The organism is Kosakonia oryzendophytica (genome assembly GCF_027886705.1).
Classification (GTDB): Bacteria; Pseudomonadota; Gammaproteobacteria; order Enterobacterales; family Enterobacteriaceae; genus Kosakonia; species Kosakonia oryzendophytica.
The window spans coordinates 4,567,412-4,588,596 of record NZ_CP115659.1; the positions used below are offsets into that span (position 1 = coordinate 4,567,412).

Annotated in this window: 16 protein-coding genes; 6 read left to right on the forward strand and 10 right to left on the reverse strand. The window is 54.2% G+C overall.

Going from position 1 to position 21,185, the window contains the following annotated elements; translation table 11 throughout:
• The first annotated feature begins 90 nt into the window (after positions 1 to 90).
• A complete protein-coding gene (gene yjgA / locus O9K67_RS22035; RefSeq protein WP_061498306.1) occupies positions 91 to 645 on the forward strand; it encodes a ribosome biogenesis factor YjgA in 555 nt (184 codons plus the stop codon).
• A gap of 319 nt (positions 646 to 964) precedes the next feature.
• Complete coding sequence (locus O9K67_RS22040) at positions 965 to 2,173, forward strand: aldose 1-epimerase family protein (RefSeq protein ID WP_061498310.1); 1,209 nt, start codon at positions 965 to 967, stop codon at positions 2,171 to 2,173.
• A gap of 62 nt (positions 2,174 to 2,235) precedes the next feature.
• Here the strand turns inward: O9K67_RS22040 and mpl are convergent, their stop codons facing one another.
• Positions 2,236 to 3,618: a UDP-N-acetylmuramate:L-alanyl-gamma-D-glutamyl-meso-diaminopimelate ligase gene (mpl, locus tag O9K67_RS22045; protein ID WP_061498312.1), complete on the reverse strand. Its 1,383-nt coding sequence runs from the start codon at positions 3,616 to 3,618 to the stop codon at positions 2,236 to 2,238.
• A 279-nt stretch (positions 3,619 to 3,897) separates the two neighbouring features.
• On the opposite strand from mpl, the gene fbp reads away from it, so the two are divergent.
• Positions 3,898 to 4,896, forward strand: coding sequence for a class 1 fructose-bisphosphatase (gene fbp / locus O9K67_RS22050; RefSeq protein ID WP_061498315.1), 999 nt, complete (start codon positions 3,898 to 3,900; stop codon positions 4,894 to 4,896).
• A 75-nt stretch (positions 4,897 to 4,971) separates the two neighbouring features.
• On the opposite strand, the gene O9K67_RS22055 is transcribed toward fbp, so the two are convergent.
• From O9K67_RS22055 to ytfQ, 5 genes are all read right to left on the reverse strand, one after another.
• Positions 4,972 to 6,537, reverse strand: coding sequence for a methyl-accepting chemotaxis protein (locus tag O9K67_RS22055; protein WP_061498318.1), 1,566 nt, complete (start codon positions 6,535 to 6,537; stop codon positions 4,972 to 4,974).
• 110 nt (positions 6,538 to 6,647) lie between these two features.
• Positions 6,648 to 7,646 carry a galactofuranose ABC transporter, permease protein YjfF gene (yjfF, locus tag O9K67_RS22060; protein WP_061498321.1) on the reverse strand — a complete coding sequence of 333 codons (999 nt, stop codon included), beginning with the start codon at positions 7,644 to 7,646 and terminating at the stop codon, positions 6,648 to 6,650.
• Complete coding sequence (gene ytfT, locus O9K67_RS22065; RefSeq protein ID WP_271044623.1) at positions 7,633 to 8,658, reverse strand: galactofuranose ABC transporter, ATP-binding protein YtfT; 1,026 nt, start codon at positions 8,656 to 8,658, stop codon at positions 7,633 to 7,635. The genes yjfF and ytfT overlap by 14 nt, the downstream gene beginning before the upstream one ends.
• Positions 8,659 to 8,668: 10 nt before the next feature.
• Positions 8,669 to 10,171, reverse strand: a complete 1,503-nt coding sequence (gene ytfR, locus O9K67_RS22070) for a galactofuranose ABC transporter, ATP-binding protein YtfR (protein ID WP_061498326.1) — start codon at positions 10,169 to 10,171, stop codon at positions 8,669 to 8,671.
• A gap of 110 nt (positions 10,172 to 10,281) precedes the next feature.
• The gene (gene ytfQ, locus O9K67_RS22075) at positions 10,282 to 11,238 is read right to left on the reverse strand and encodes a galactofuranose ABC transporter substrate-binding protein YtfQ (RefSeq protein WP_061498330.1); all 957 of its coding nucleotides are present in this window, start codon (positions 11,236 to 11,238) and stop codon (positions 10,282 to 10,284) included.
• Between the two features lie 400 nt (positions 11,239 to 11,638).
• Here ytfQ and ppa point away from each other — a divergent pair, with 400 nt between their 5' ends.
• Entirely contained in the window at positions 11,639 to 12,169 is a 531-nt protein-coding gene (gene ppa, locus O9K67_RS22080; protein ID WP_061498336.1) for an inorganic diphosphatase, read from the forward strand.
• 165 nt (positions 12,170 to 12,334) lie between these two features.
• Here ppa and O9K67_RS22085 read toward each other — a convergent pair whose 3' ends face one another.
• Genes O9K67_RS22085 through tamA form a run of 3 tightly spaced genes read right to left on the reverse strand, consistent with a single transcriptional unit; the run spans position 12,335 to position 18,191 of the window.
• Positions 12,335 to 12,682: a gamma-glutamylcyclotransferase family protein gene (locus tag O9K67_RS22085; protein WP_061498339.1), complete on the reverse strand. Its 348-nt coding sequence runs from the start codon at positions 12,680 to 12,682 to the stop codon at positions 12,335 to 12,337.
• Positions 12,683 to 12,684: 2 nt separating this feature from the next.
• Positions 12,685 to 16,461 carry an autotransporter assembly complex protein TamB gene (gene tamB, locus O9K67_RS22090; RefSeq protein WP_061498343.1) on the reverse strand — a complete coding sequence of 1,259 codons (3,777 nt, stop codon included), beginning with the start codon at positions 16,459 to 16,461 and terminating at the stop codon, positions 12,685 to 12,687.
• Positions 16,458 to 18,191 carry an autotransporter assembly complex protein TamA gene (gene tamA / locus O9K67_RS22095; protein ID WP_061498345.1) on the reverse strand — a complete coding sequence of 578 codons (1,734 nt, stop codon included), beginning with the start codon at positions 18,189 to 18,191 and terminating at the stop codon, positions 16,458 to 16,460. The genes tamB and tamA overlap by 4 nt, the downstream gene beginning before the upstream one ends.
• 245 nt (positions 18,192 to 18,436) lie before the next feature.
• Between tamA and msrA the strand changes: the two genes are divergently transcribed.
• A complete protein-coding gene (gene msrA / locus O9K67_RS22100; protein ID WP_061498348.1) occupies positions 18,437 to 19,081 on the forward strand; it encodes a peptide-methionine (S)-S-oxide reductase MsrA in 645 nt (214 codons plus the stop codon).
• A gap of 180 nt (positions 19,082 to 19,261) precedes the next feature.
• Positions 19,262 to 20,596, forward strand: a complete 1,335-nt coding sequence (locus O9K67_RS22105; RefSeq protein ID WP_061498351.1) for a hemolysin family protein — start codon at positions 19,262 to 19,264, stop codon at positions 20,594 to 20,596.
• A 75-nt stretch (positions 20,597 to 20,671) separates the two neighbouring features.
• On the opposite strand, the gene O9K67_RS22110 is transcribed toward O9K67_RS22105, so the two are convergent.
• On the reverse strand, positions 20,672 to 20,878 hold the full coding sequence (locus O9K67_RS22110) for a DUF1107 domain-containing protein (protein ID WP_008501430.1): 207 nt from the start codon (positions 20,876 to 20,878) through the stop codon (positions 20,672 to 20,674).
• Positions 20,879 to 21,185 lie beyond the last annotated feature (307 nt).

A 21,185-nucleotide genomic window follows, 5' to 3' on the forward strand; every position in this document is an offset into this window, starting at 1 on the left:
AGGGAGAGAATCTTTGAAGTCTAACAGAGAACCGTTTTTCAGTGCGCGCCTTAACTGGTAACATTAGCCTCTTTTTTTAAGGAGCCTGAGATGACAAAGCAGCCCGACGACTGGCTCGACGACGTGCCCGGTGATGATATTGAAGACGAAGATGATGAGATCATCTGGGTCAGTAAGAGTGAAATTAAGCGCGATGCTGAAGAGTTAAAGCAGCTTGGTGCAGAAATGGTAGAACTGGGTAAAAACGCGCTGGATAAACTCCCGCTCGACCCGGATCTGCGCGATGCCATTGAACTGGCGCAGCGCATTAAGAAAGAGGGTCGTCGCCGTCAGTTGCAGTTGATTGGCAAAATGCTTCGTCAACGCGATGTGGATCCTATCCGCCAGGCGCTGGATAAGCTGAAAAACCGTCACAATCAGCAGGTCGCGTTCTTCCACAAGCTGGAGCATTTGCGCGATCGTCTGATTGAAGAAGGTGACGATGCTGTACCCGATGTACTGAATCTGTGGCCGGAGGCCGACCGTCAGCAATTGCGTTCACTTATCCGTAACGCCCAAAAAGAGAAAGAAGGCAACAAACCGCCCAAGTCCGCGCGGTTGATCTTCCAGTATCTGCGCGAACTGGCTGAGAATAACGAAGCCTGATAACCGCACATGTAGCCCTCCCTACCGGGAGGGTTTCTTTTATGTATCCCGTTATTTATCCCATGGGTTTACCGCCGCGCACTGCTACTATTTCGGCACTGAGTATTTAGCTGAATCGTTAAAGCTAAAATCAACGCATCTCACAAATTTTTCCTATCAATATTTTGCATTTCATAAATAAATGCGATCAATTCCTACTATTTAACCTCTTGTTGCTGCTCATTTTCATCAGATGAAACGGATCACATTTTCTTATCAGCGCAAAACGTAGATTTCAGCCGTGGTACACATAATCGATTCAGCATAAAAGGAATAAATGATGAAAAAAACCGTAATGCTTTCCGCGCTGGCGCTGCTTATTTCTGGCCCTGTGATGGCGAAAACCTGGGTGCTGACAAGTGCTGAAGGCGGCATTGAACAAGGAAACTGGCGGATCAGCAGCGATCAGCTGAACGTCAAAGGACAGCAGTTCAGCATTGAGCAAATCGTACTGCACGGCGGCAAACAGGAAGGCAGTAAAGTTATCAAGATCACCAGCAAAAACGGGCTCACCATTGCCCTGAGCCCCACTCGCGGCATGAACCTGCTGTATGCCGACGGCTTCGGGGTGCATATGGGGTGGAATTCTCCGGTTAAAGAGGTGGTGAACCCGGCGTTTATCAACCTCGAAAGCCGTAACGGCCTTGGCTGGCTGGAAGGTTTCAACGAGATGGTGGTGCGCTGCGGTTACGAATGGACCGGCCACCCGGTCACCGCAGACGGACAGATTTACACACTGCATGGCAAAGTGGGCAATACACCAGCATCACAGGTATCGGTGGACGTCAGCGATACCGCACCGTATGAGATCCGCATTCGTGGGCTGGTGAAAGAGAGCACCTTCAAAAAAGCCGATCTGCAAACCGAAATGGAACTGCGCTATATTCCGGGCAGCAACAGCTTCAGCCTGCATGATGTGCTGACCAACCACGCGGATTACCCCCACGACTACCAGATCATCTATCACAGTAACTTCGGCAAACCGATCCTTGAGCAAGGCGCTCGCTTTATCACGCCGTACGAAAATGTCAGCCCGTTCAACGATTATGCTAAAGGGGGCCTGAAAGAGTGGCAAACCTACGCCGGGCCAACCAAGGGCTTCGACGAAATGGTGTTTAACATCAAACCGCTGGCCGACGCCAATAAACAAACTGTCGCCGCCCTGCTGAATAAAGCGGGCGATAAAGGCGTCTCCATCAGTTACAACACCGAACAACTGCCGGTGCTGACGATGTGGAAAAACACCGATACGGAAAAACAGGGCTACGTCACTGGCATCGAACCCGGCACCAGCTACGCCTACCCGGTCACCATTGAACGCCAGCAAAAACGTGTGAAACAGTTACAACCGGGTCAGAGCACACGCTTTGATCTGACCTATACCTTACTGCATAACAGCAGCCAGGTGGCGGATGTGGAAAAACGCGTGAAAGAGATTCAGGGCAGCAAAGCCCCACAAGCCATTGAAACGCCTATGGCAAAAGAGTAAACCGCAGCCATAAAAAAACCGCGCCGGGATACCGGGCGCGGTTTTTCTTTGCACTGACGGGGTCAGGCGTTTTCGGCTGCGATTTCCGCTTTTTTCGCCAGCCCATCCAGCAGTTTCTGGTGAATGCCGCCGAATCCGCCGTTACTCATGACCAAAATATGATCGCCCGGCTGTGCGCTTTTGACAATCATGTCTGCCAGCGCGTCGACATCCGCGCTCCAGTGCGCAGGCTGTACGCACGCATCGGCCACTTCTGCAACCTGCCATGGAATATGCTGCGGTTGCAGCAGGTAAACTTCATCTGCGCGGCCTAAAGAGGGTGCCAGGTCGTCTTTGCAGATCCCCATTTTCATGGTGTTCGAACGCGGTTCCAGCACGGCAATGATCTTCGCGGTGCCGCCGACTTTACTGCGCAATGCCGCCAGCGTCGCGAGAATGGCCGTCGGGTGGTGAGCAAAGTCGTCATACACCGTTACGCCGTTAGCTTCGCCACGCAGTTCGAGGCGGCGACGGGCGTTAATAAAGGAACCCAGCGCATTGGCCGCATCCGCCGGGGCGACGCCGACATGGCGCGCCGCTGCGATCGCCATCAGGCCATTGTGCATGTTGTGCTCGCCAACCAGCCCCCAGTTCACCTGGCCAACGCATGCATTATCCAGCCACACTTCCCAACTGGATGCATCGGTGTTCAGTTTTTTCGCCTGCCAGTGGCCCTGCTCGCCCACCAGTTCCTGTTCGCTCCAGCAGCCCATTGCCATCGTCTGTTTCAGATTGATGTCATTTTCCGGCCAGATAATTTTCCCCTGCCCCGGCACAATACGCACCAGGTGGTGGAACTGCTTCTGGATCGCTTTCAGGTCGTCGAAGATATCCGCATGGTCAAACTCAAGGTTATTGAGCACCAGCGTACGCGGGCAATAATGAACAAATTTGGAACGCTTGTCGAAGAAGGCGCAGTCATACTCGTCAGCTTCGATCACGAAGAACGGGCTGTCGCCCAAACGCGCGGAGACGTCGAAGTTACCCGGTACGCCGCCAATCACAAAGCCGGGTTTGTAACCACAGGCTTCGAGGATCCAGGTCGCCATGCCCGCGGTGGTCGTTTTACCGTGCGTTCCGGCAATCGCCACAACCCAGCGGTCACGCAGGACAAAATCGTGCAGCCACTGCGGGCCGGACATATAGGGAATGTTTTTTTCCAGCACCGCTTCCACACACGGGTTTCCGCGCTTCATCACGTTGCCAACAATCACCAAATCCGGCGCGGGATCGAGCTGACTTGCGTCATAGCCCTGAATGAGATCAATACCTTCCTTTTCCAGCAAGGTGCTCATCGGCGGATAAATATTGGTATCCGAACCCGTAACCTGATGACCCAGCGAGCGCGCCAGCATGGCCAGCCCGCCCATAAAAGTGCCGCAAATCCCCAAAATATGAATGCGCATACGTCGTTATCCTTTCTTAAACTGGCGCACATTTTACTCATATGTTTAACGTCAGAGAAATGCATTTCAGGATAATCCGTATAGAGCTGGCGCGATTCACCTGTGCGCGAAGTTTTTAATCTTTGTTAGTATAGTTGTACGTATCCTGCGTTTTCGTTTGCGAAAGCTCTGGCTGTTACGGTGCGAGCTGTTTAATATCCGGAACTTGCTGTGCCAGGCAACCTGAAAACCACAGGCTACAATCGCTTTACTCCATATTAAAAATGCAGGGAAAGTGTTATGAAAACGTTAGGTGAATTTATTGTCGAAAAGCAGCATGAGTTCTCGCATGCAACGGGTGAACTGACTGCTTTGCTGTCGGCAATAAAACTGGGCGCCAAGATCATTCATCGCGATATCAATAAGGCCGGTCTGGTCGATATCCTGGGTGCCAGCGGTGCTGAAAACGTACAGGGTGAGGAGCAACAAAAACTCGACCTGTTCGCCAATGAAAAACTGAAAGCTGCACTCCGCGCCCGCGATATCGTGGCAGGCATCGCCTCTGAAGAAGAAGACGAAATTGTCGTTTTCGAAGGTTGCGAGCACGCCAAATACGTGGTGCTGATGGATCCTCTGGATGGCTCTTCCAACATCGACGTTAACGTCTCTGTCGGGACCATTTTCTCTATCTACCGCCGTATTACGCCGGTAGGCACGCCGGTCACCATGGAAGACTTCCTGCAGCCGGGCAACAAACAGGTTGCCGCCGGTTACGTGGTGTATGGTTCTTCAACCATGCTGGTTTACACCACGGGCTGCGGCGTTCACGCTTTCACATACGATCCGTCGCTGGGCGTCTTCTGCCTGTGCCAGGAACGTATGCGCTTCCCGGAGCGTGGCAACACGTACTCCATCAACGAAGGCAACTACATCAAATTCCCGCTGGGCGTGAAAAAATACCTGAAGTTCTGTCAGGAAGAAGATAAGGCGACAAACCGCCCTTATACCACGCGCTATATCGGTTCTCTGGTGGCAGATTTCCACCGTAACTTGCTGAAGGGTGGGATTTACCTCTACCCAAGCACCGCCAGCCACCCGGAAGGGAAACTGCGTCTGCTGTACGAATGCAACCCGATGGCCTTCCTCGCCGAGCAGGCGGGCGGTAAAGCCAGCGACGGTAAAGTACGTATTCTGGACATTCAGCCGGAAAGCCTGCACCAGCGCCGTCCGTTCTTCGTCGGCAATGAGCATATGGTGGACGATGTTGAACGCTATATGCGTGAATTCCCGGACGCGTAATGCCGGAAAGAAGAGAAAACGCCACGTTATGTGGCGTTTTTTTTAGCGCACAAATGTGCGTTTTTCTTTGCTGATCTATTCCTGAGGTTGCAGGCGGAACGACGCCATCGCCTGCAACAATTCACGTGATTGTTCTTCAAGCGAACGCGTGGCTGCAGAAGATTGTTGTACTAACGCCGCATTTTGTTGTGCCGTTTCATCCATCTGGCTGACGGCAATATTGACCTGCTCAATACCGCGGCTCTGTTCCTGCGATGCATTAGCGATTTCGCGCATCAGTTTGGTCATTCGCAACACTTCTTCTGCGATTTCGTCCATTGTTTCGCCAGCCTGCATCGCCAGATCGCTGCCTTCAGACACGTGCGCCTGCGAACTGCTGATCAGCGCGCGGATCTCCTTCGCCGATTCGGCGCTGCGGCTGGCAAGGTTACGCACTTCACCCGCGACCACGGCGAAACCGCGGCCTTGCTCCCCGGCACGAGCAGCTTCAACAGCGGCGTTCAGCGCAAGAATATTGGTCTGGAAAGCGATGGCGTCGATAACGCTAAGAATATCAGCGATACGATCGGAGCTTCCGGAAATGTCACGCATTTTTTCAATGACATAGCAAACCATTTCGCTGCCGCGATCGGCGGTATCGGAGACGGTCTGTGCCAGTTTATGCGCCTGCTCCGCGTTGTCGGCATTCAGTTTCACCGTGGCGGTGATTTGCTCCATGCTGGCGGCGGTCTGCTCAAGCGATGTCGCGGTGGACTCGGTTCGCTGGGAGAGATCGACGTTGCCAGCGGCCAGTTCACGACTGCCGGTATCAATTTGCGAACTGGCGTCGCGCACACGCGTCACCGAATCGACCAGTGACTGGCGCATCTCTTCAATTGCGGCATTAAGCCGGTTGAACTCGACGCTGGCAGCCCCGGTGGTCGTCGACGTCAAATCACCAGCGGCCACATGCTCAAGCTGCTGTATAGAGGTTTCCAGGGGTTTGAGCAGCATATGACGCAGCGCCAGCCAGGCCAGCACGATAATGCCCGCTACCAACAGCGCCACGACCATAATCAGCATCATAACCACGTTTTTGCTGCTCTGAACGGCGGTCACTTCCGCTTTGCCGCGCGCTTCGCCCCAGACCTGGAAAGCCTGCATATCCGTGTCGAACTGACGGGAGATAGGGATCAGCTTGCTTTCCAGCAGCTCATAATAGGTGTCGGCGCTCTGTTTGTTCAGCGCATCCTGCATCGGCGTAATACCCTGACTGACGTAGTCGCCGTAGCTTTTCGCTACCTGCGCCAACAGCGCTGCGCCTTTTTCATCCTCGACGCCTGCGTTGATCACACTGGTGAGGGATTTTTCGCCTTCGGTGATTTCGGCGTTAATCATCTTGACCGATTTTGCCGCGTCATCCAGCAAGCCGACTTCCATCATACGCACGGCCTGGCCTGCTTCATTACGGGCGCGCAAGATCTGGGTATAGCCTTCGCTCAGGCGCGCCATCTTCTCGCCCTGCAACAGACTGATACGCTCCAGCGATGAGGAACTTTTATTCAGTGCATACACTCCAATGCCGCTCACCAGCAGCAGGAGGAGAGTCATAACAGCCAACAACGAAAGTAAACCAGTACGGATCGAAAGCGTTTTAAGCATGATGTGAATTCCGGTAGCAGTGATACTTTTTGGCGTAAATTAAGCCCATTCGTCAGTTATCGACTGCTAACGGAATTACTTTAGGAAAAAATAAAGATTTCAGTGTGTTATTATTTTGTAGCGTTTGTGCTAACTCGTGTAACAGGAGAGCTCTGTCGGTTCTCCCACAGCACGGTAAGTCCACGTTGCAACGCGATAAAAATAAACAACAGAATGCCAATGGCAATTTTTGTCCACCACGAGCTGAGCGTGCCGTCAAAGTTGATATAGGTTTGAATCAGCCCCTGAATCGCCACACCAAACAACGTTCCCAGCACCGTCCCCACACCGCCGCTTAATAGCGTGCCGCCAATCACCACCGACGCAATGGCGTCCAGCTCAACGCCGACACCCGCCAGCGCGTAGCCCGCCTGGGTATAGATGGAGAAGACAATGCCCGCCAGTGTTGCCAGACCGGTGGAGAGCATATAAATGCGAATGGTAGTGCTGCGAGTGGAGATGCCCATCAGGTTCGCCGAAGTGGCATTGCCGCCAATGGCGTAAACCTGGTTACCGAAGCGGGTACGGTGAGCGACGAAAATGCCGATCACTACCACGCCAAGCATCAACAATCCCATGGCACTCAGTCGGCCGCCGCCGGGAATTCTCCAGGCCAGGCTTGAGAGCGTGTCGTAAACCGGGTGGTTGATAGGAATCGACTCTTCCGACAGCAGGTAACTGACCCCGCGCAGGAAAAACATCCCGGCAAGGGTGATGATAAAAGCAGGAATTTTTAGCGCATCAATCAGCAACCCCATAAAAGCGCCAAACGCACAGCCCAGAATCAAAATGAGCGGAAAAGCTATCAGCGGCGAGATGCCCCAGTCGCCAATGGCTTTCGCCAGAAATACGCCGGTGAAGGCGATGACCGACCCGACGGACAAATCGATACCGCCGGAGAGGATCACAAACGTCATGCCCACGGCGATAATGCCGAGAAAGGCGTTATCTGTCAGTATGTTGCAAATCACACGCGTGGAGGCGAACCCCGGAAACTGCGTCAGACAGTAGAGATAGCCGAGCACGAAGACGCCCAACGTGATCATCAGCGGTAAGTTACGTTTTATCATGACCGCGCACTCCTTTAATCATCGCGATAAAGCGCGGAGACTGCACAATCAACACGCACATCACCACGACCGCTTTCACCACCTGGTTGAGTTCTGGCTGGAAACCGGAGAGCAGAATCCCGGTATTCATCCCCTGAATAATCAATGCGCCGACTACCGACAGCACAAGGTTAAAACGCCCGCCCATTAATGATCCCCCGCCAATCACCACCGCGAGGATCGCATCCAGTTCCAGCCACAACCCGGCGTTGTTGGCGTCAGCACCGCGAATGTCCGCCGTGACAATCACCCCGGCTATCGCCGCACATACACCGCTCAGCACATAGGTCAGCATCACTACCGTGCGGGTATTCACCCCGGCGTTTTTCGCCGCGCGAATGTTAATCCCCACCGCTTCGATAAACATACCGAGCGCGGTTTTGCGGGTGAACAACCAGAACAACAACAGCGTGACCAGCGCGATAATGACCGGCGTCGGAAACAGCAGCAGGGAACCACTGCCGAGCCAGGCCAGTGACGGGGCGTTAAACGTGACGATTTGTCCGGAGGTAATCAACTGTGCCACACCACGTCCCGCGACCATCAGGATTAGCGTGGCGACAAAAGGCTGAATTTTCAGCACCGCCACCAGTATACCGTTCCACAAACCGGCCAGGACGCCGGTTCCCAGCGCGGCCAGTAACACCACTGGCAGGCTGTGTCCGGAGACGGTCATTGACGCGGCTGTTGCGCCTGCAATGGCCATCACCGCGCCTACGGACAGGTCAATCCCGCCCGTCGCGATGACCAGTGTCATGCCGATCGCCAGCAGTGCGACCGGCGCGGCGCGGTTAAGAATATCAATAGGGCTACCAAACAGGCGACCATCTTGCAGTACCACCTGGTAGAAATGGGGCGCGACGAGGCTGTCCACCAACAGCACCAGCAGCAGGGCTATCAGTTGCGGCGTGCCGGTTGGCCAGTTAACACGCCGCCTGGGCGCCCCGGTTTTCCCAAGAGATTGAGGCATCACACTCTACTCCTTATGCCGCAATGGCATTCATGATCGCCGGGACCGACAGTTCAGCGAGCGGGATCTCCGCCACCTGTTTGCGATCGCGCATGATAATCACCCGATCCGCATAGCCCACCAGCTCTTCCAGTTCTGACGATATCACCAGCAGCGCCAGACCATCGGCGCACAGGGTTTCGATCAGGCGAATGATCTCGGCGTGAGCGCCAACATCAATGCCGCGCGTCGGCTCATCAAGGATCAGGAATTGCGGTCGGGTCAGCAGCCAGCGTGAGAGCAACACTTTTTGCTGATTTCCCCCGGAGAGGAACTCAATAGGCTGCTCGGCGCTGGGGGTACGAATGCCAAGCTGGCGAATAAAACGTTCGGCGATGGCGTTCTGCTCTTTACGGGCAATGGGACGCAACCAGCCGCGCTGCGCCTGTAGCGCCAGCACAATATTTTCCCGGACCGATGCGGCGGCGATAATGCCGTCCGTTTTACGATCTTCCGGGCAAAAACCAATGCCCAGGCACGACGCCTGATGCGGTGAGCGCAGCGTTTGCGGTTTGCCTTTGATGGTGGCGCTCCCGCTGTCGGCTGGTTTGATGCCGAAGATGACCTCGGCGGTTTCGGTACGCCCGGAGCCGAGCAACCCGGCCAGACCGACAATTTCGCCTGGGCGCACCTCAAGATTAAAGGGGGAAATGACACCTTTCTTACCAAAGCCCTCAAACGCCGCTACCGGTTTTTCGCTCAGGAGCGTGCGGCCGGCGCGTTGCAGCGCGTTGCTGTCCAGTTCACGCCCCAGCATCATTTTCACCAGCTCGATTTGCGGCAGTTCACTGGTAGGACGGCAACCGACAAAACCACCGTTGCGCAGTACGGTAATGCGGTCGCTGACTTCGTAGACCTGGTCGAGAAAGTGCGTAACAAAAATCAGGCTGACGCCCTGGGCGCTGAGCTGGCGCATCAGGGTAAACAGCATTTCCACTTCCTGCGTGTCGAGACTGGCGGTGGGTTCGTCGAGGATCAACACTTTCGCCGACAGATCGATTGCACGGCAGATTGCCACAATCTGCTGCATCGCCACGGAGTAGCGGTTGAGCGGCTCGCGCACATCCAGCGAGAAACCGTAGGATTCCATCAACGCAGTGGCGCGTGTTTCCATCTCTTTGCGACGTAGCAAACCAAAACGCCGCGGTTCGCGGCCAATAAACAGATTATCCGCCACCGACATATTGGGCAGCAGATTGACTTCCTGGTAAACCGTCCCGATACCCAGTTGCTGAGCGTGGGCGGTATTTTTCGGGCGGATTTCCTGGCCTTCCAGCCAGATAGTGCCTTTATCAGCGTGGTAGACCCCGGTCAGGGCCTTAATCAGCGTGGATTTCCCCGCGCCGTTCTCCCCGAGTAAGGCCATGATTTCGCCGCGACGCAGGCTAAAATCGACGTTATCAAGCGCTTTTACGCCGGGAAAGAATTTACTTAAGCCCTCGGTTCGCAAAATCTCCTGGTGTGCTTCGTCGGTCATGGTCCTCTCCACTTCACGGTATTTCCCGGACGATCACAGGGTTTTCCCCTCATCCTGCCCTCTCCCCGGCGGGGAGAGGGTTATCAGAACTCTCCTCGGTGGAGAGCGGGTTAGTAACCCATGTTTTTCTTTTTCTCTAACTCTTCTTTTGCCGTGTCTGGCAGATAGAGCGTCGATTTGGTAATGGTCAGCTTCGGCGGCTGGGTGCCATCTTTTTTGAATTTTTCCAGCGCATCGAATGCCGGGCCTGCCATGTTCGGCGTCAACTCTACGCTGGCGTTAGCTTCACCATCGATCATCGCTTTGTAGATGTCCGGTACACCATCGATAGAACCGGTAAGAATGTCTTTGCCCGGTTTCAGGCCCGCTTCTTTAATCGCCTGAATCGCACCGATCACCATGTCATCGTTGTGGGCGTAAACCATACAGATGTTTTTGCCGTTGTTTTCCGCCTTGATAAAGCTCTCCATCACCTCTTTACCTTTACTGCGGGTAAAGTCACCGGACTGAGAGCGAATGATTTTGATGTTAGAGGCTTTGGAGATGGCTTCCGCAAAACCTTTCTTACGATCGATCGCGACGCTTGCGCCGACGGTGCCTTGCAGTTCAACGACGTTACAAGGTTTACCGGCCACGGTTTTCACCAGCCAGTCGCCAATCAGCTTGCCTTCCAGCACGTTGTCAGCGGTGACGGTGGTCATATAGAGCGATTTGTCTTTCACATCAATGGAGCGATCGAGAAGGAAAACCGGAATCTGTGCGTCTTTCGCCTCTTTCAATACCGGTTCCCAGCCCGTTGCCACCACCGGAGCGATAAAGATGGCATCCACGCCCTGAGCGATGAACGAACGCACCGCTTTGATCTGGTTTTCCTGTTTTTGCTGACCGTCAGCGATTTTCAGCGTAATGCCGCGCTTGCTGGCTTCGCTTTTCGCAACGTTGGTTTCAGCGGCTCGCCAGCCGGATTCGGATCCAACCTGCGAAAATCCTACGGTTAACGGGGCGGCCATCGCCATAGACGACATGGCTGCCGAAACTGCTGTGACAAGAAGTAAGCGCTTCCACATAAGAGCATCCTCGTAGGGTTATTGTTGGCTACAACTTCACCTGCGGGGAAAACTATAGACAATCGGAAATGTAACAAAATGCGTTACATCACAAATCGGAAAAGTGAATGAATTGTTGTGAGGCAGTTGCGATCTGGCGCGCGAAAAGGGGCGTTTTAACGCACCTCAATTATCCATTGAAATTGCAGAAATTTACTGCCCTGAAACGTAGCGAAGATTTCACTGTAATCGCTTACAAAATATTATTCAGTATGCTGCTACAGTTATGGACAAAATGGTCACAAAAAGATGCTAAAAACCGTGTAGAAAATGTGAGGAAATTAAAACAGGCGAAGACATTCGCCACCAGTTGGCTATAATACCCGGCACTTGTTTGCCACACATTTTAAAGGAAACAAACATGAGCTTACTGAACGTTCCGGCGGGTAAAGATCTGCCAGAAGATATCTACGTCGTTATCGAAATTCCGGCTAACGCAGATCCGATCAAATACGAAGTGGACAAAGACAGCGGCGCGCTGTTTGTTGACCGCTTTATGTCCACCGCGATGTTCTACCCGTGCAACTACGGTTACATCAACCACACCCTCTCTCTGGATGGTGACCCGGTAGACGTGCTGGTTCCGACCCCGTACCCGCTGCAGCCGGGTTCTGTGATTCGTTGCCGCCCGGTTGGCGTGCTGAAAATGACGGACGAATCCGGTGAAGATGCGAAACTGGTTGCCGTTCCGCATACCAAACTGAGCAAAGAGTACGATCACATCAAAGATGTGAACGACCTGCCGGAACTGCTGAAAGCACAGATCACCCACTTCTTCGAGCACTACAAAGACCTCGAAAAAGGCAAATGGGTGAAAGTTGACGGTTGGGACAACGCCGAAGCCGCTAAAGCGGAAATCGTTGCCTCTTTCGAACGCGCTGCGAAGAAGTAATCCATTTTTTCTGAAAAACCTCTGACCGTTTATGCGGTGCAGAGGTTTTTTTTCGCCCCAGCATGGCCTGATGTCATGAAGCTAAAGCGTTACGGATGAACATCGGTGCGGGCAATCACGCATAAAAAAACCGCGCCCTGCGGCGCGGTTCTCTGAGAACAACGATTACTGGTACTTATCTCTGTCGAGCCAGTTACCACTTTCGATAAAAGTCTTGCCTTCAACCGAACGTTGATACACATACATCCAGGCGCTGCCATACGGCGTCTGGATCAACTGGCGTTTATATTCGCCGCCAGCGGTGCGCAGTGCATCCAGCTCACCGAGCGTTGCCGCATCGATGCGATACACTTCGCCCTGTACGCTTCCTTCGCCCGGTACCGCACCCGGGTAATGCCCCAGACTAAACAGCTGATGATTTTCGACGCAAAAATCCCCCAGCCACTGTGCATTGGTCATCCAGTGGCTGTTGCCTTGTTTGCTTCGTAAACTGCCGTAGACAAATATTCGCATTGCTAAAACTCAAACTGATAGAGCAAATCAAGTGCCTGATCTACGCCAGACACCGCTTCAAGATACAGCTTAGGCATCAGGCGATAACGTAACGTGAGAGTCGCCAGTGAGTCAAAAATTCCGACGCCATATTTTACCTGCAGACCCGGCAGCACGTAGCCACTGACCACTACCTGGGAGGCATCGCCTACCCCCTGAGTATCCAGCGCCAGATTGCTTACGCCAAACGTCTCGCCGATTTTACCCACAACCTGCCCACTTTGTGCAACCCCCAGGCCTACAAGCATTGAGGTCATTGCGGCGCTATCGCTCTGTTCACTGTCCAGACCCTGCCCACGAAGCAGGTAGGAGAGCGCTTCTTGCTGCGACATCGCCGGATCGGAGAAGATCTCCGCTTTGGGTTCATCGGCTGTCCCGGTCACACGAACCCCGGCAATAACATCATTTTCCGTCGCATCCGGGTTACGGATCGCCTCAATATTCAGCAAGGGCTGGTCCGGCGGACCGGAGAACAGCAGTTCCCCTTTACGCACAATCAAATCCTGACCATAAGCGTGGAAACGCCCTTCCGGGATCGTGATCTGCCCGTTAAGCCCCAACCCTTGCTTATCCTGCGCCACTTTCAGGTCGCCGGTCAGCCGTGCTTTGAGGCCAAACGCATTCAGACGCACATTGTTGCCAACGTGGATAACCAGATTACTGTTAATCGGGATCGAGGCGCTTTGCGGTTTCTCAGGTTTCAGTTGATCGTTAAGCATTACCTCATCACCAGAGACGCCGACCGCGCTTTCCGGCACGTCATGCACCACGATGCGTGCCCACGGCACATCCACACTGCCGTTAAGCGTAAACAGACTGGGTGTGGCTTCAAACACCACATCCGGCGACACATCCAGCCGCACCATTGGCGGTACGGTAATGCGCACTTTACTGCCCTTCGCCGCCACCCGCGCGCGCCAGTTGTTCATCTGGGTCCAGTCTGCATCGCCGCTGAGGTTAATCTGCCCCTGGCCGGTGCGCACCACGCCCTGAAGCACGGAGCGTGTACCGTTGAAATTGATCGCCAACTGACTGGGCTGCATCTCGAACGGCATAAAGTTGCCTTCGACATCCAGTCCGTTCAATCCCAGTTGCCCGAACAACTGCGGGTTCTGCGCGTTTCCGCCCAGTCGCAAATTGGCGTTCAGCGTACCCGCCGCCTTTTCACCCCGGCTGAAGATGGCATTGGCCATCGCCAGCGAGACGTTGCGGATATTAACGTTGCCGCCCAGATTACGTCGCCCTTGCGGATCGGTTACCTGCACCTGACCATCAAACTGCCCGTTGTTGGTCAGCCGAATCAGCCAGCCGAGATCGGCGCGGTCGTTACGCAGTTGGGCGTTCAGGTTCAGGGTATCAAACGCTACTGGCAACGGCGCATCGTTCACCACCTGCGTCACTTTCACGTTACGCCCGACAAGCGTAACCTGCCCCTGCGGCAGCCCGGCTTTTGTCGTGTCCCAGCTCACATCCGCTTTGCCACTGAACACACCGCTCGCCTGGGTGGTCTCCGGCATAAAAGGCTTCAGCATGGCCAGGTCAAAACGATTAAGGTTCACCAGCGCGTGCCCTTCCGCGCCGGCATCAATCGGTTGCGGCACGCAAAGCTCGGCGTTGGGGTTAAGCCAGCAGTGCTGGCCTATGGCAATTTTCTGCTCCTGGTTCCGGTAATCCAGGGTAATCGGCCGGTTGATCGACCATGGCCCTACCGGGGTGGCAAAGCGCGTATTACTGAGCGAGCCTTTCCAGCGCTGCGCCTGGCGATCGAAACTCCCCGCCAGATCCAGTTGCCCGGAAACCGGCTCCCCCTGTACACGCAACTGTAAGGTGTGTTGTTTTTCGCTCCCTTCAGCCGCCAGCGTTACCAGGCCCAGGTTGACACCCGGCTGTGCAATACGCTCCACGCGCACAGTGAGCTTCCCGGCGATGTGATCGCTGGATTTCACATCCCCGTCGACCCGCACGCGAGCAACGGAAAGATCCTGCCAGCGCAGATTATTGGCCGTGATGTCCGCCAGCGCTTGCGGCGCATCGACCGTGCCGCGAATTTTCACGACGCCTTTGGCCGTCCCCCCAAGTCCTGGCAGTGCGTTATCCAGGCCTGGCGCATCAATATTGGCGTCAAGATTGAGATCTTTTACCCCCAGTTCGCCTTTGATATCCGCACTGTTGCGCCCCAACTCCAGATGCAAACCGGGAATGGTCCACTGTAAATAGCTATTGCCTTTCAGTTGCCCGTCGACCTTCACCTTGTTGTTTTTCACATTACCGTTCAGCTTCAGCTCCGGTACATCCAACTGCCAGCTACCGCCGTACAGGCTACCGCGCGTTTTGATCAGGCCATTCAGTTTTGACGGCCATGCCGGAAAAGCTTTTGCCGTATCAATCCCGTTCAACGCCAGTTCGCCACGCCAGCTGATCGCCTGCTGCCAGTCCAGCAGCGCCGTTAACTCAGTGGTTCCTTCCAACGCCGCGAGGGTCAGCTTATCGAGGCTGATTTGCTGCTCATTGCCTTTTGCATCAAGCCGGATGGTGGCGGGTGGCAGATCCTGCCCTTTCACCGCGGTACGGAACGCCAGCGTGTAGTCGGTCATCTTGCCGGTCAGCGTCAGCGAGACGTCATCTGCCTGATACTGTTTCTCGCCGGTAAACGGCCAGTAGAGTTGCTTACTGGTCACCGCAACCTCCAGCGGCAAACCGGCCTGCGCCAGTTGCGTTTGCGCCCGCAGCGTCACGTCCACCGGACCGGAGAGGTTCACATCCATATTGAGTTGTTGGCGCACGTCACCGCCAACGTGCAGCTTCACTTTTTCGCCTTTTAGCGGATCCACATTCAACGTGCTGTTAAGCGTAAAATCCACCGGCCAGTTATCACGCAACTGTGCGCGGCCTGTCGCGCTCACCTGCCCCTGGTTCGAGTCGATATCCAGCGCATCAAGTGTCATTTGCCCGTCAAGGCTGCTCACTTTCAGCAGCAGGCTACGCACCAGAATATCCGTGTCGCCAGTGAGTCGCAGTTGCTCGCCGCGAAACGACTCAATATTGAGATTGAGCGGCAAATGCACATCGGTCATTTCCGGTAACAGGGGTTTGGCAAACAGCGCTTTCAGCGTTTCGCCGAGCGGCTTCTCCTGAGGCTGCGGATTGTGGATTTTCGGTTCAACCACCTCTTCCTGCGCCACCTGCGCCACTTTCGGCAGCGCAATCAGCAGCCCTTGCAATGAGGTGGGCTTCAGCGTCAGGTTTTTCTCTTCCCAGCTCAGCCCGGAACTGAAATTCATCACCGAGACGGTCGTATCGTCAATGTTGATATTTACATTGTTCAGCGCCACCCGGCTGAGCGTAATCGGGTACGGCGTAGAGAGGTTCAGCGGCCCGCTCTCCTCTTCCTGCACAGGAGCGGCTGGCGGCATCTTTTTACTGTCGATCGCCACGTTGATCTCTTTCAACGACAGATCGTTGATGCACAAGCTACTGCTACGCAGACACCCCAGATTCACTGCCAGGTGGATCTCCCCGGCGTTCACCGCTACACCGGGCTGCTCGTAACGCAGATTTTTCAGCGTCAGATCGCGCCAGCCGCCCGTGACCTGACTAATGTGCAGCCCCGGCACCCAGCGGTTCGCCGCCTTAAACAGCAGATGAAGCCCGCTGGTGGTTCCCACCAGAAAGGCGACCGTCCCCAGCACCAGCAGAATAAACATCAGTACGCCGAGGCTGATTTTCTTCCATAAACTCATAATTCTGGCCCCAGACCGATGTAAAACTGCACCCCATGTTCCTCTTTGTCGCCGACCGGAACGGCGAAATCGAGTTTGATTGGCCCGACAGGCGATTGCCAGCGCACGCCAACACCCGCGCCGGTTTTAATGTCGCTCCGGCGGATATCGCTGACCGCTTCGCCGCTGTCAATAAACGCCGCGCCCCACCATTTCCCGGTGACGTTGTACTGATACTCCAGCGAGCCAGTCGCCAGTTTTGAGGCACCGATCAGCTTGCCATCATCATCTTTTGGCGCGATGGATTTGTATTTGTAACCACGGATGCTGCGATCGCCCCCGGCGAAGAAGCGCAGATCCGGTGGTACACGATCAAAGTCGCCGGTCTCGATCCACCCCAGGTTGCCGCGCACCACAAAACGGTGGCGATCGTAGAGCGTGCGGATCCAGACGTTTTGCGCCTGCATGACGAGGAAGTCGACATCCGATCCCCATGCGGTGTTGGAATAATCCACCGAATAGCGCTGAGAGTCGCCCCAGGTCGGCATCAGGCCACCGCGAGAACGGGTGCGGCTGATCATCACGCCTGGGTAGAGCAACATGGTGGTATTGGTGACGCTGGCTTGCGTAAAGTGGTCAAGGCTCCAGCGCAGGTTAATGGCGCGCTGCCAGCCACTGGAGAGATCCCAGTAGCGAGAAAGCGCCAGTGTTGTGGAGTCGGCTTGCGTATCGTTCAGGTCAGTGCGCTTAAAACCGCCCTGCACCAGGTAGTATTGTTCAAGCGGATTTTTCAGCAGCGGCATCTTATAGCTGAAATCCAGTTGCTGCTCTGGCGCGGAGACGCTCATGCTGGTAGTCAGACTGTGACCGTAGCTGTTCATCCACGGCTTTTTCCACGTGGCTTTCACACGCGGTCCCACATCCGTGGAGTACCCCACCCCGGTTTCAATGGTGTTTTCCGTACGTGGCGAGACCACGCCCTTCAGCGGCAGTACTTTGGTTTTCCGCGCTTTATCAAACTCCGGCGCTACCACCACCGATTTAAACCAGCCGGTAGCAGACAGACGTCGGTTCAGTTCCGCCAGGTCTTTGGTCTGGTAATAATCGCCCTGGTGAAAAGGCACCAGATGTTGCAGATACTCGTCGCGGATTTGCGACCCTTCAAATGTTACCGCGCCAAACCGGTAGCGCTGGCCGCTGTCATAGTCGATGTCCCAGAATGCCTGATGCCTGTCGAGGGCGATGCCCAACTGGCTCTTATTGAACTGGCTATCAAAGTAGCCTTTACGCAGCGCGACGTTAGTGAGGCTTTTTTTAAAGCCGTCATAGTCGCTGTGATTGAGCACCGTGCCGTTGGCCGGGCGTGTTTTGAGTAAATCGAGGTAGTCACTGTCAGTACGCGCGCCGCCGCGCAGGATCACATCGGTGCCGCCAATCCGTACAGGTTCGCCTGGCGAAACCCGCGCGATCAGCACCTGTCGCCCCTTTTCCGGCGGCGGGCGCAGTTCAAAATCAATGGTAGGTTCGTAATAGCCTAACGCTTTTAATCCTTCGCGAATGGCGTCATCCACGCGTGCCTGAAAACGTCTGTCAGGCGTAACTTCATCACTCTGGATCGTCGATAACTGGGCTCGCACATTTTTTTGCAGCGCTCCGGTCAGCCCCTCCAGTTGCAATCGCACATTGGCGGCGAAAGCCGTTTCGCTCGCCAGCAACAAACCGGCAAAACATAAAAGACGGATTTTTGGCACGTTCTCTCCTGAATATCCTTGTTCCCACCCCTGGAAGGAAACGTAAGCGCAGCTCCGCGCTAAGCCCTGCTCCGCCTAATGTGGCGGAACACAAGCCGATAAAAACCCAAAATATGGGTTGAAAAACGGACGACTACCCCAAAATTTCTTATGTTTAAATTTAGTCTGTTTATGGTGCTTATTGTGTTAAAACACGCGCACCGTTACAACCTTAACCGCAATTTGACCCGCCGGGAGGTTCCACCGTGAGTCTGTTTGATAAAAAAGAGCTTGTTTCTCAATCGGATGCATTACCCGGACGCAATACACCGATGCCAGTCGCCAGTTTACATGCCGTTAACGGGCATTCAATGACCCATGTTCCGGAAAACATGGAGATTGCCCTGTTCGCCATGGGGTGTTTCTGGGGCGTTGAACGCCTGTTCTGGCAATTACCGGGCGTGTACAGCACCGCGGCAGGATATACCGGCGGCTTTACACCGAATCCTACCTACCGTGAAGTGTGTAGTGGGCAGACCGGCCACGCTGAAGCCGTGCGCGTGGTGTACGATCCGAAGGTGGTGAGTTACGAACAGTTGCTGCAGGTGTTCTGGGAAAATCACGATCCGGCACAGGGCATGCGCCAGGGTAACGACCACGGCACCCAGTACCGCTCGGCGATCTACCCGCTGACGCCGGAGCAAAACGACGCTGCCCACGCCAGCCTTGAGCGTTTTCAGTCCGCGATGCGCAGCGCCGGAGACGATCGCCAGGTCACGACCGAAATCAAAACCGCCACGCCGTTCTACTATGCGGAAGATGATCACCAGCAGTACCTGCATAAAAACCCTTATGGTTACTGCGGCATCGGCGGTATTGGCGTTTGTCTGCCGCCGCAGCTTAACCCTTAATATTTTGCGGAAATACGCCATAAAAATGGGCAAAAACTAAGCCGCTGGTAGCCTGTAACACGCTTACGCTATACTAGCTCTCGAAATTGCCGGTCCACCGCTTCGGGCCGGCTTTCATTGTGTTTACCACATGGATATTCAAAAACCCTTCCGAGGATCCGGTCAATGGCTGGATAAATTATGTTAAACAGTATTTTAGTCATACTCTGTCTCATCGCAGTAAGTGCGTTTTTCTCGTTATCCGAGATCTCGCTTGCCGCATCGAGAAAAATTAAACTTAAGTTGCTGGCCGATGAAGGCAGCATCAATGCACAACGCATCCTGAAGATGCAGGAAAACCCCGGTACCTTCTTTACCGTGGTGCAAATCGGTCTTAACGCTGTCGCCATTCTTGGCGGTATCGTCGGCGATGCCGCCTTCTCTCCGGCGTTTTACAGCTTGCTGGTCAGGGTGGTTTCTCCGGAACTTGCCGAACAGCTCAGCTTTATCATCTCCTTCTCGCTGGTCACCGGGATGTTCATCCTGTTTGCCGATCTGACGCCGAAACGCATCGGTATGATTGCGCCCGAAGCTGTGGCTTTGCGTATCATCAACCCGATGCGCTTCTGTTTATTCGTTTTCCGTCCGCTGGTCTGGTTCTTTAACGGCCTGGCAAATGTCATCTTCCGCATCTTTAAACTGCCGATGGCGCGTAAAGATGACATCACCTCTGACGATATTTACGCGGTGGTTGAAGCGGGCGCGCTGGCTGGCGTGCTGCGTAAGCAGGAACATGAACTGATCGAGAACGTGTTTGAGCTGGAATCGCGCACCGTCCCTTCTTCCATGACCTCCCGTGAAAACGTGATTTGGTTCGATCTACACGAAGATGAGCAGAGCCTGAAAAACAAGGTCGCGGAGCATCCGCACTCGAAATTTCTGGTCTGTAACGACGATATCGACCACGTTGTTGGCTATGTGGATTCGAAAGATCTGCTTAACCGCGTACTGGCGAATCAGAGCATGGCGCTCAACAGCGGCGTGCAGATCCGCAACACGTTGATTGTGCCGGACACGCTGACCCTCTCCGAAGCGCTGGAAAGCTTTAAAACTGCCGGGGAAGACTTCGCCGTTATCATGAATGAATACGCACTGGTGGTGGGAGTTATCACCCTTAACGATGTGATGACCACGCTGATGGGCGACCTGGTCGGCCAGGTGGAAGAGATGATCGTCGCCCGTGATGAAAACTCATGGCTGATTGACGGCGGTACACCTATTGACGACGTCATGCGCGTGCTTGATATCGATGAGTTCCCGCAGTCGGGCAACTATGAAACCATCGGCGGTTTTATGATGTTTATGCTGCGTAAAATCCCGAAACGCACCGATGCAGTGAAGTTCTCGGGCTATAAGTTCGAGGTGGTGGATATTGATAACTACCGAATCGATCAGCTGCTGGTGACGCGTGTCGACACGCGTACAACGCTGCTCACGCCAAAGCTGCCGGATGCGGAAGAGAAAGGTGCAGCGTGACGCGTCGCTAAAATGTCAACGGCCCCATCGGGGCCGTTTTTTTATAGTACTTAAACTACTGCATAGCACGACTGGTTAAGCCATCTCAGTTTGCAGACGCATAACCTGACGGTTGACTTCAGACATCACAGACAGGTGCTGCTTGTCTTTCACTTTCGGGACCAGGATCTTGCCTTTGTCAAACTCGAAAGCGCCAACATCCTTGATATACAACCGTCCACGGAACAGGATTTTCACGTACTTGGCCACCTGAAGTGGATTGTAACGCTGGAAAATTTTCATTCTTTTATCTCCTGTAAAGCATTACGCCCTTGCGGTACCACAATCGGACCAGCGTTGATGAGCGCAAATTTAATGCTCAGTGACTATAGTTCAGAACCGCACTGATACATAGTGTGTATAAGTTTATTTACCTTTTGATGACAATTATTCAGAATTTTCTTTTCAGTGCGTTTCGCTATGCAGTATAAATCCACATTTTTGTGCGGATATGTGCGTCCACACGCAAACTGGCATCCTGATTGCGGGAAAAACGGATTGATCGCACATATGATTAAAATGACCACTTAAGTGGTCGGATCACCTGCAT

Bases quoted from the DNA above. Each gene is read 5' to 3' on its own strand.
- yjgA (WP_061498306.1), top strand. From the start codon at position 91: ATGACAAAGCAGCCCGACGACTGGCTCGACGACGTGCCCGGTGATGAT.
- O9K67_RS22040 (WP_061498310.1), top strand. From the start codon at position 965: ATGAAAAAAACCGTAATGCTTTCCGCGCTGGCGCTGCTTATTTCTGGC.
- mpl (WP_061498312.1), bottom strand. From the start codon at position 3,618: ATGCGCATTCATATTTTGGGGATTTGCGGCACTTTTATGGGCGGGCTG.
- fbp (WP_061498315.1), top strand. From the start codon at position 3,898: ATGAAAACGTTAGGTGAATTTATTGTCGAAAAGCAGCATGAGTTCTCG.
- O9K67_RS22055 (WP_061498318.1), bottom strand. From the start codon at position 6,537: ATGCTTAAAACGCTTTCGATCCGTACTGGTTTACTTTCGTTGTTGGCT.
- yjfF (WP_061498321.1), bottom strand. From the start codon at position 7,646: ATGATAAAACGTAACTTACCGCTGATGATCACGTTGGGCGTCTTCGTG.
- ytfR (WP_061498326.1), bottom strand. From the start codon at position 10,171: ATGACCGACGAAGCACACCAGGAGATTTTGCGAACCGAGGGCTTAAGT.
- ytfQ (WP_061498330.1), bottom strand. From the start codon at position 11,238: ATGTGGAAGCGCTTACTTCTTGTCACAGCAGTTTCGGCAGCCATGTCG.
- ppa (WP_061498336.1), top strand. From the start codon at position 11,639: ATGAGCTTACTGAACGTTCCGGCGGGTAAAGATCTGCCAGAAGATATC.
- O9K67_RS22085 (WP_061498339.1), bottom strand. From the start codon at position 12,682: ATGCGAATATTTGTCTACGGCAGTTTACGAAGCAAACAAGGCAACAGC.
- tamB (WP_061498343.1), bottom strand. From the start codon at position 16,461: ATGAGTTTATGGAAGAAAATCAGCCTCGGCGTACTGATGTTTATTCTG.
- O9K67_RS22105 (WP_061498351.1), top strand. From the start codon at position 19,262: ATGTTAAACAGTATTTTAGTCATACTCTGTCTCATCGCAGTAAGTGCG.
- O9K67_RS22110 (WP_008501430.1), bottom strand. From the start codon at position 20,878: ATGAAAATTTTCCAGCGTTACAATCCACTTCAGGTGGCCAAGTACGTG.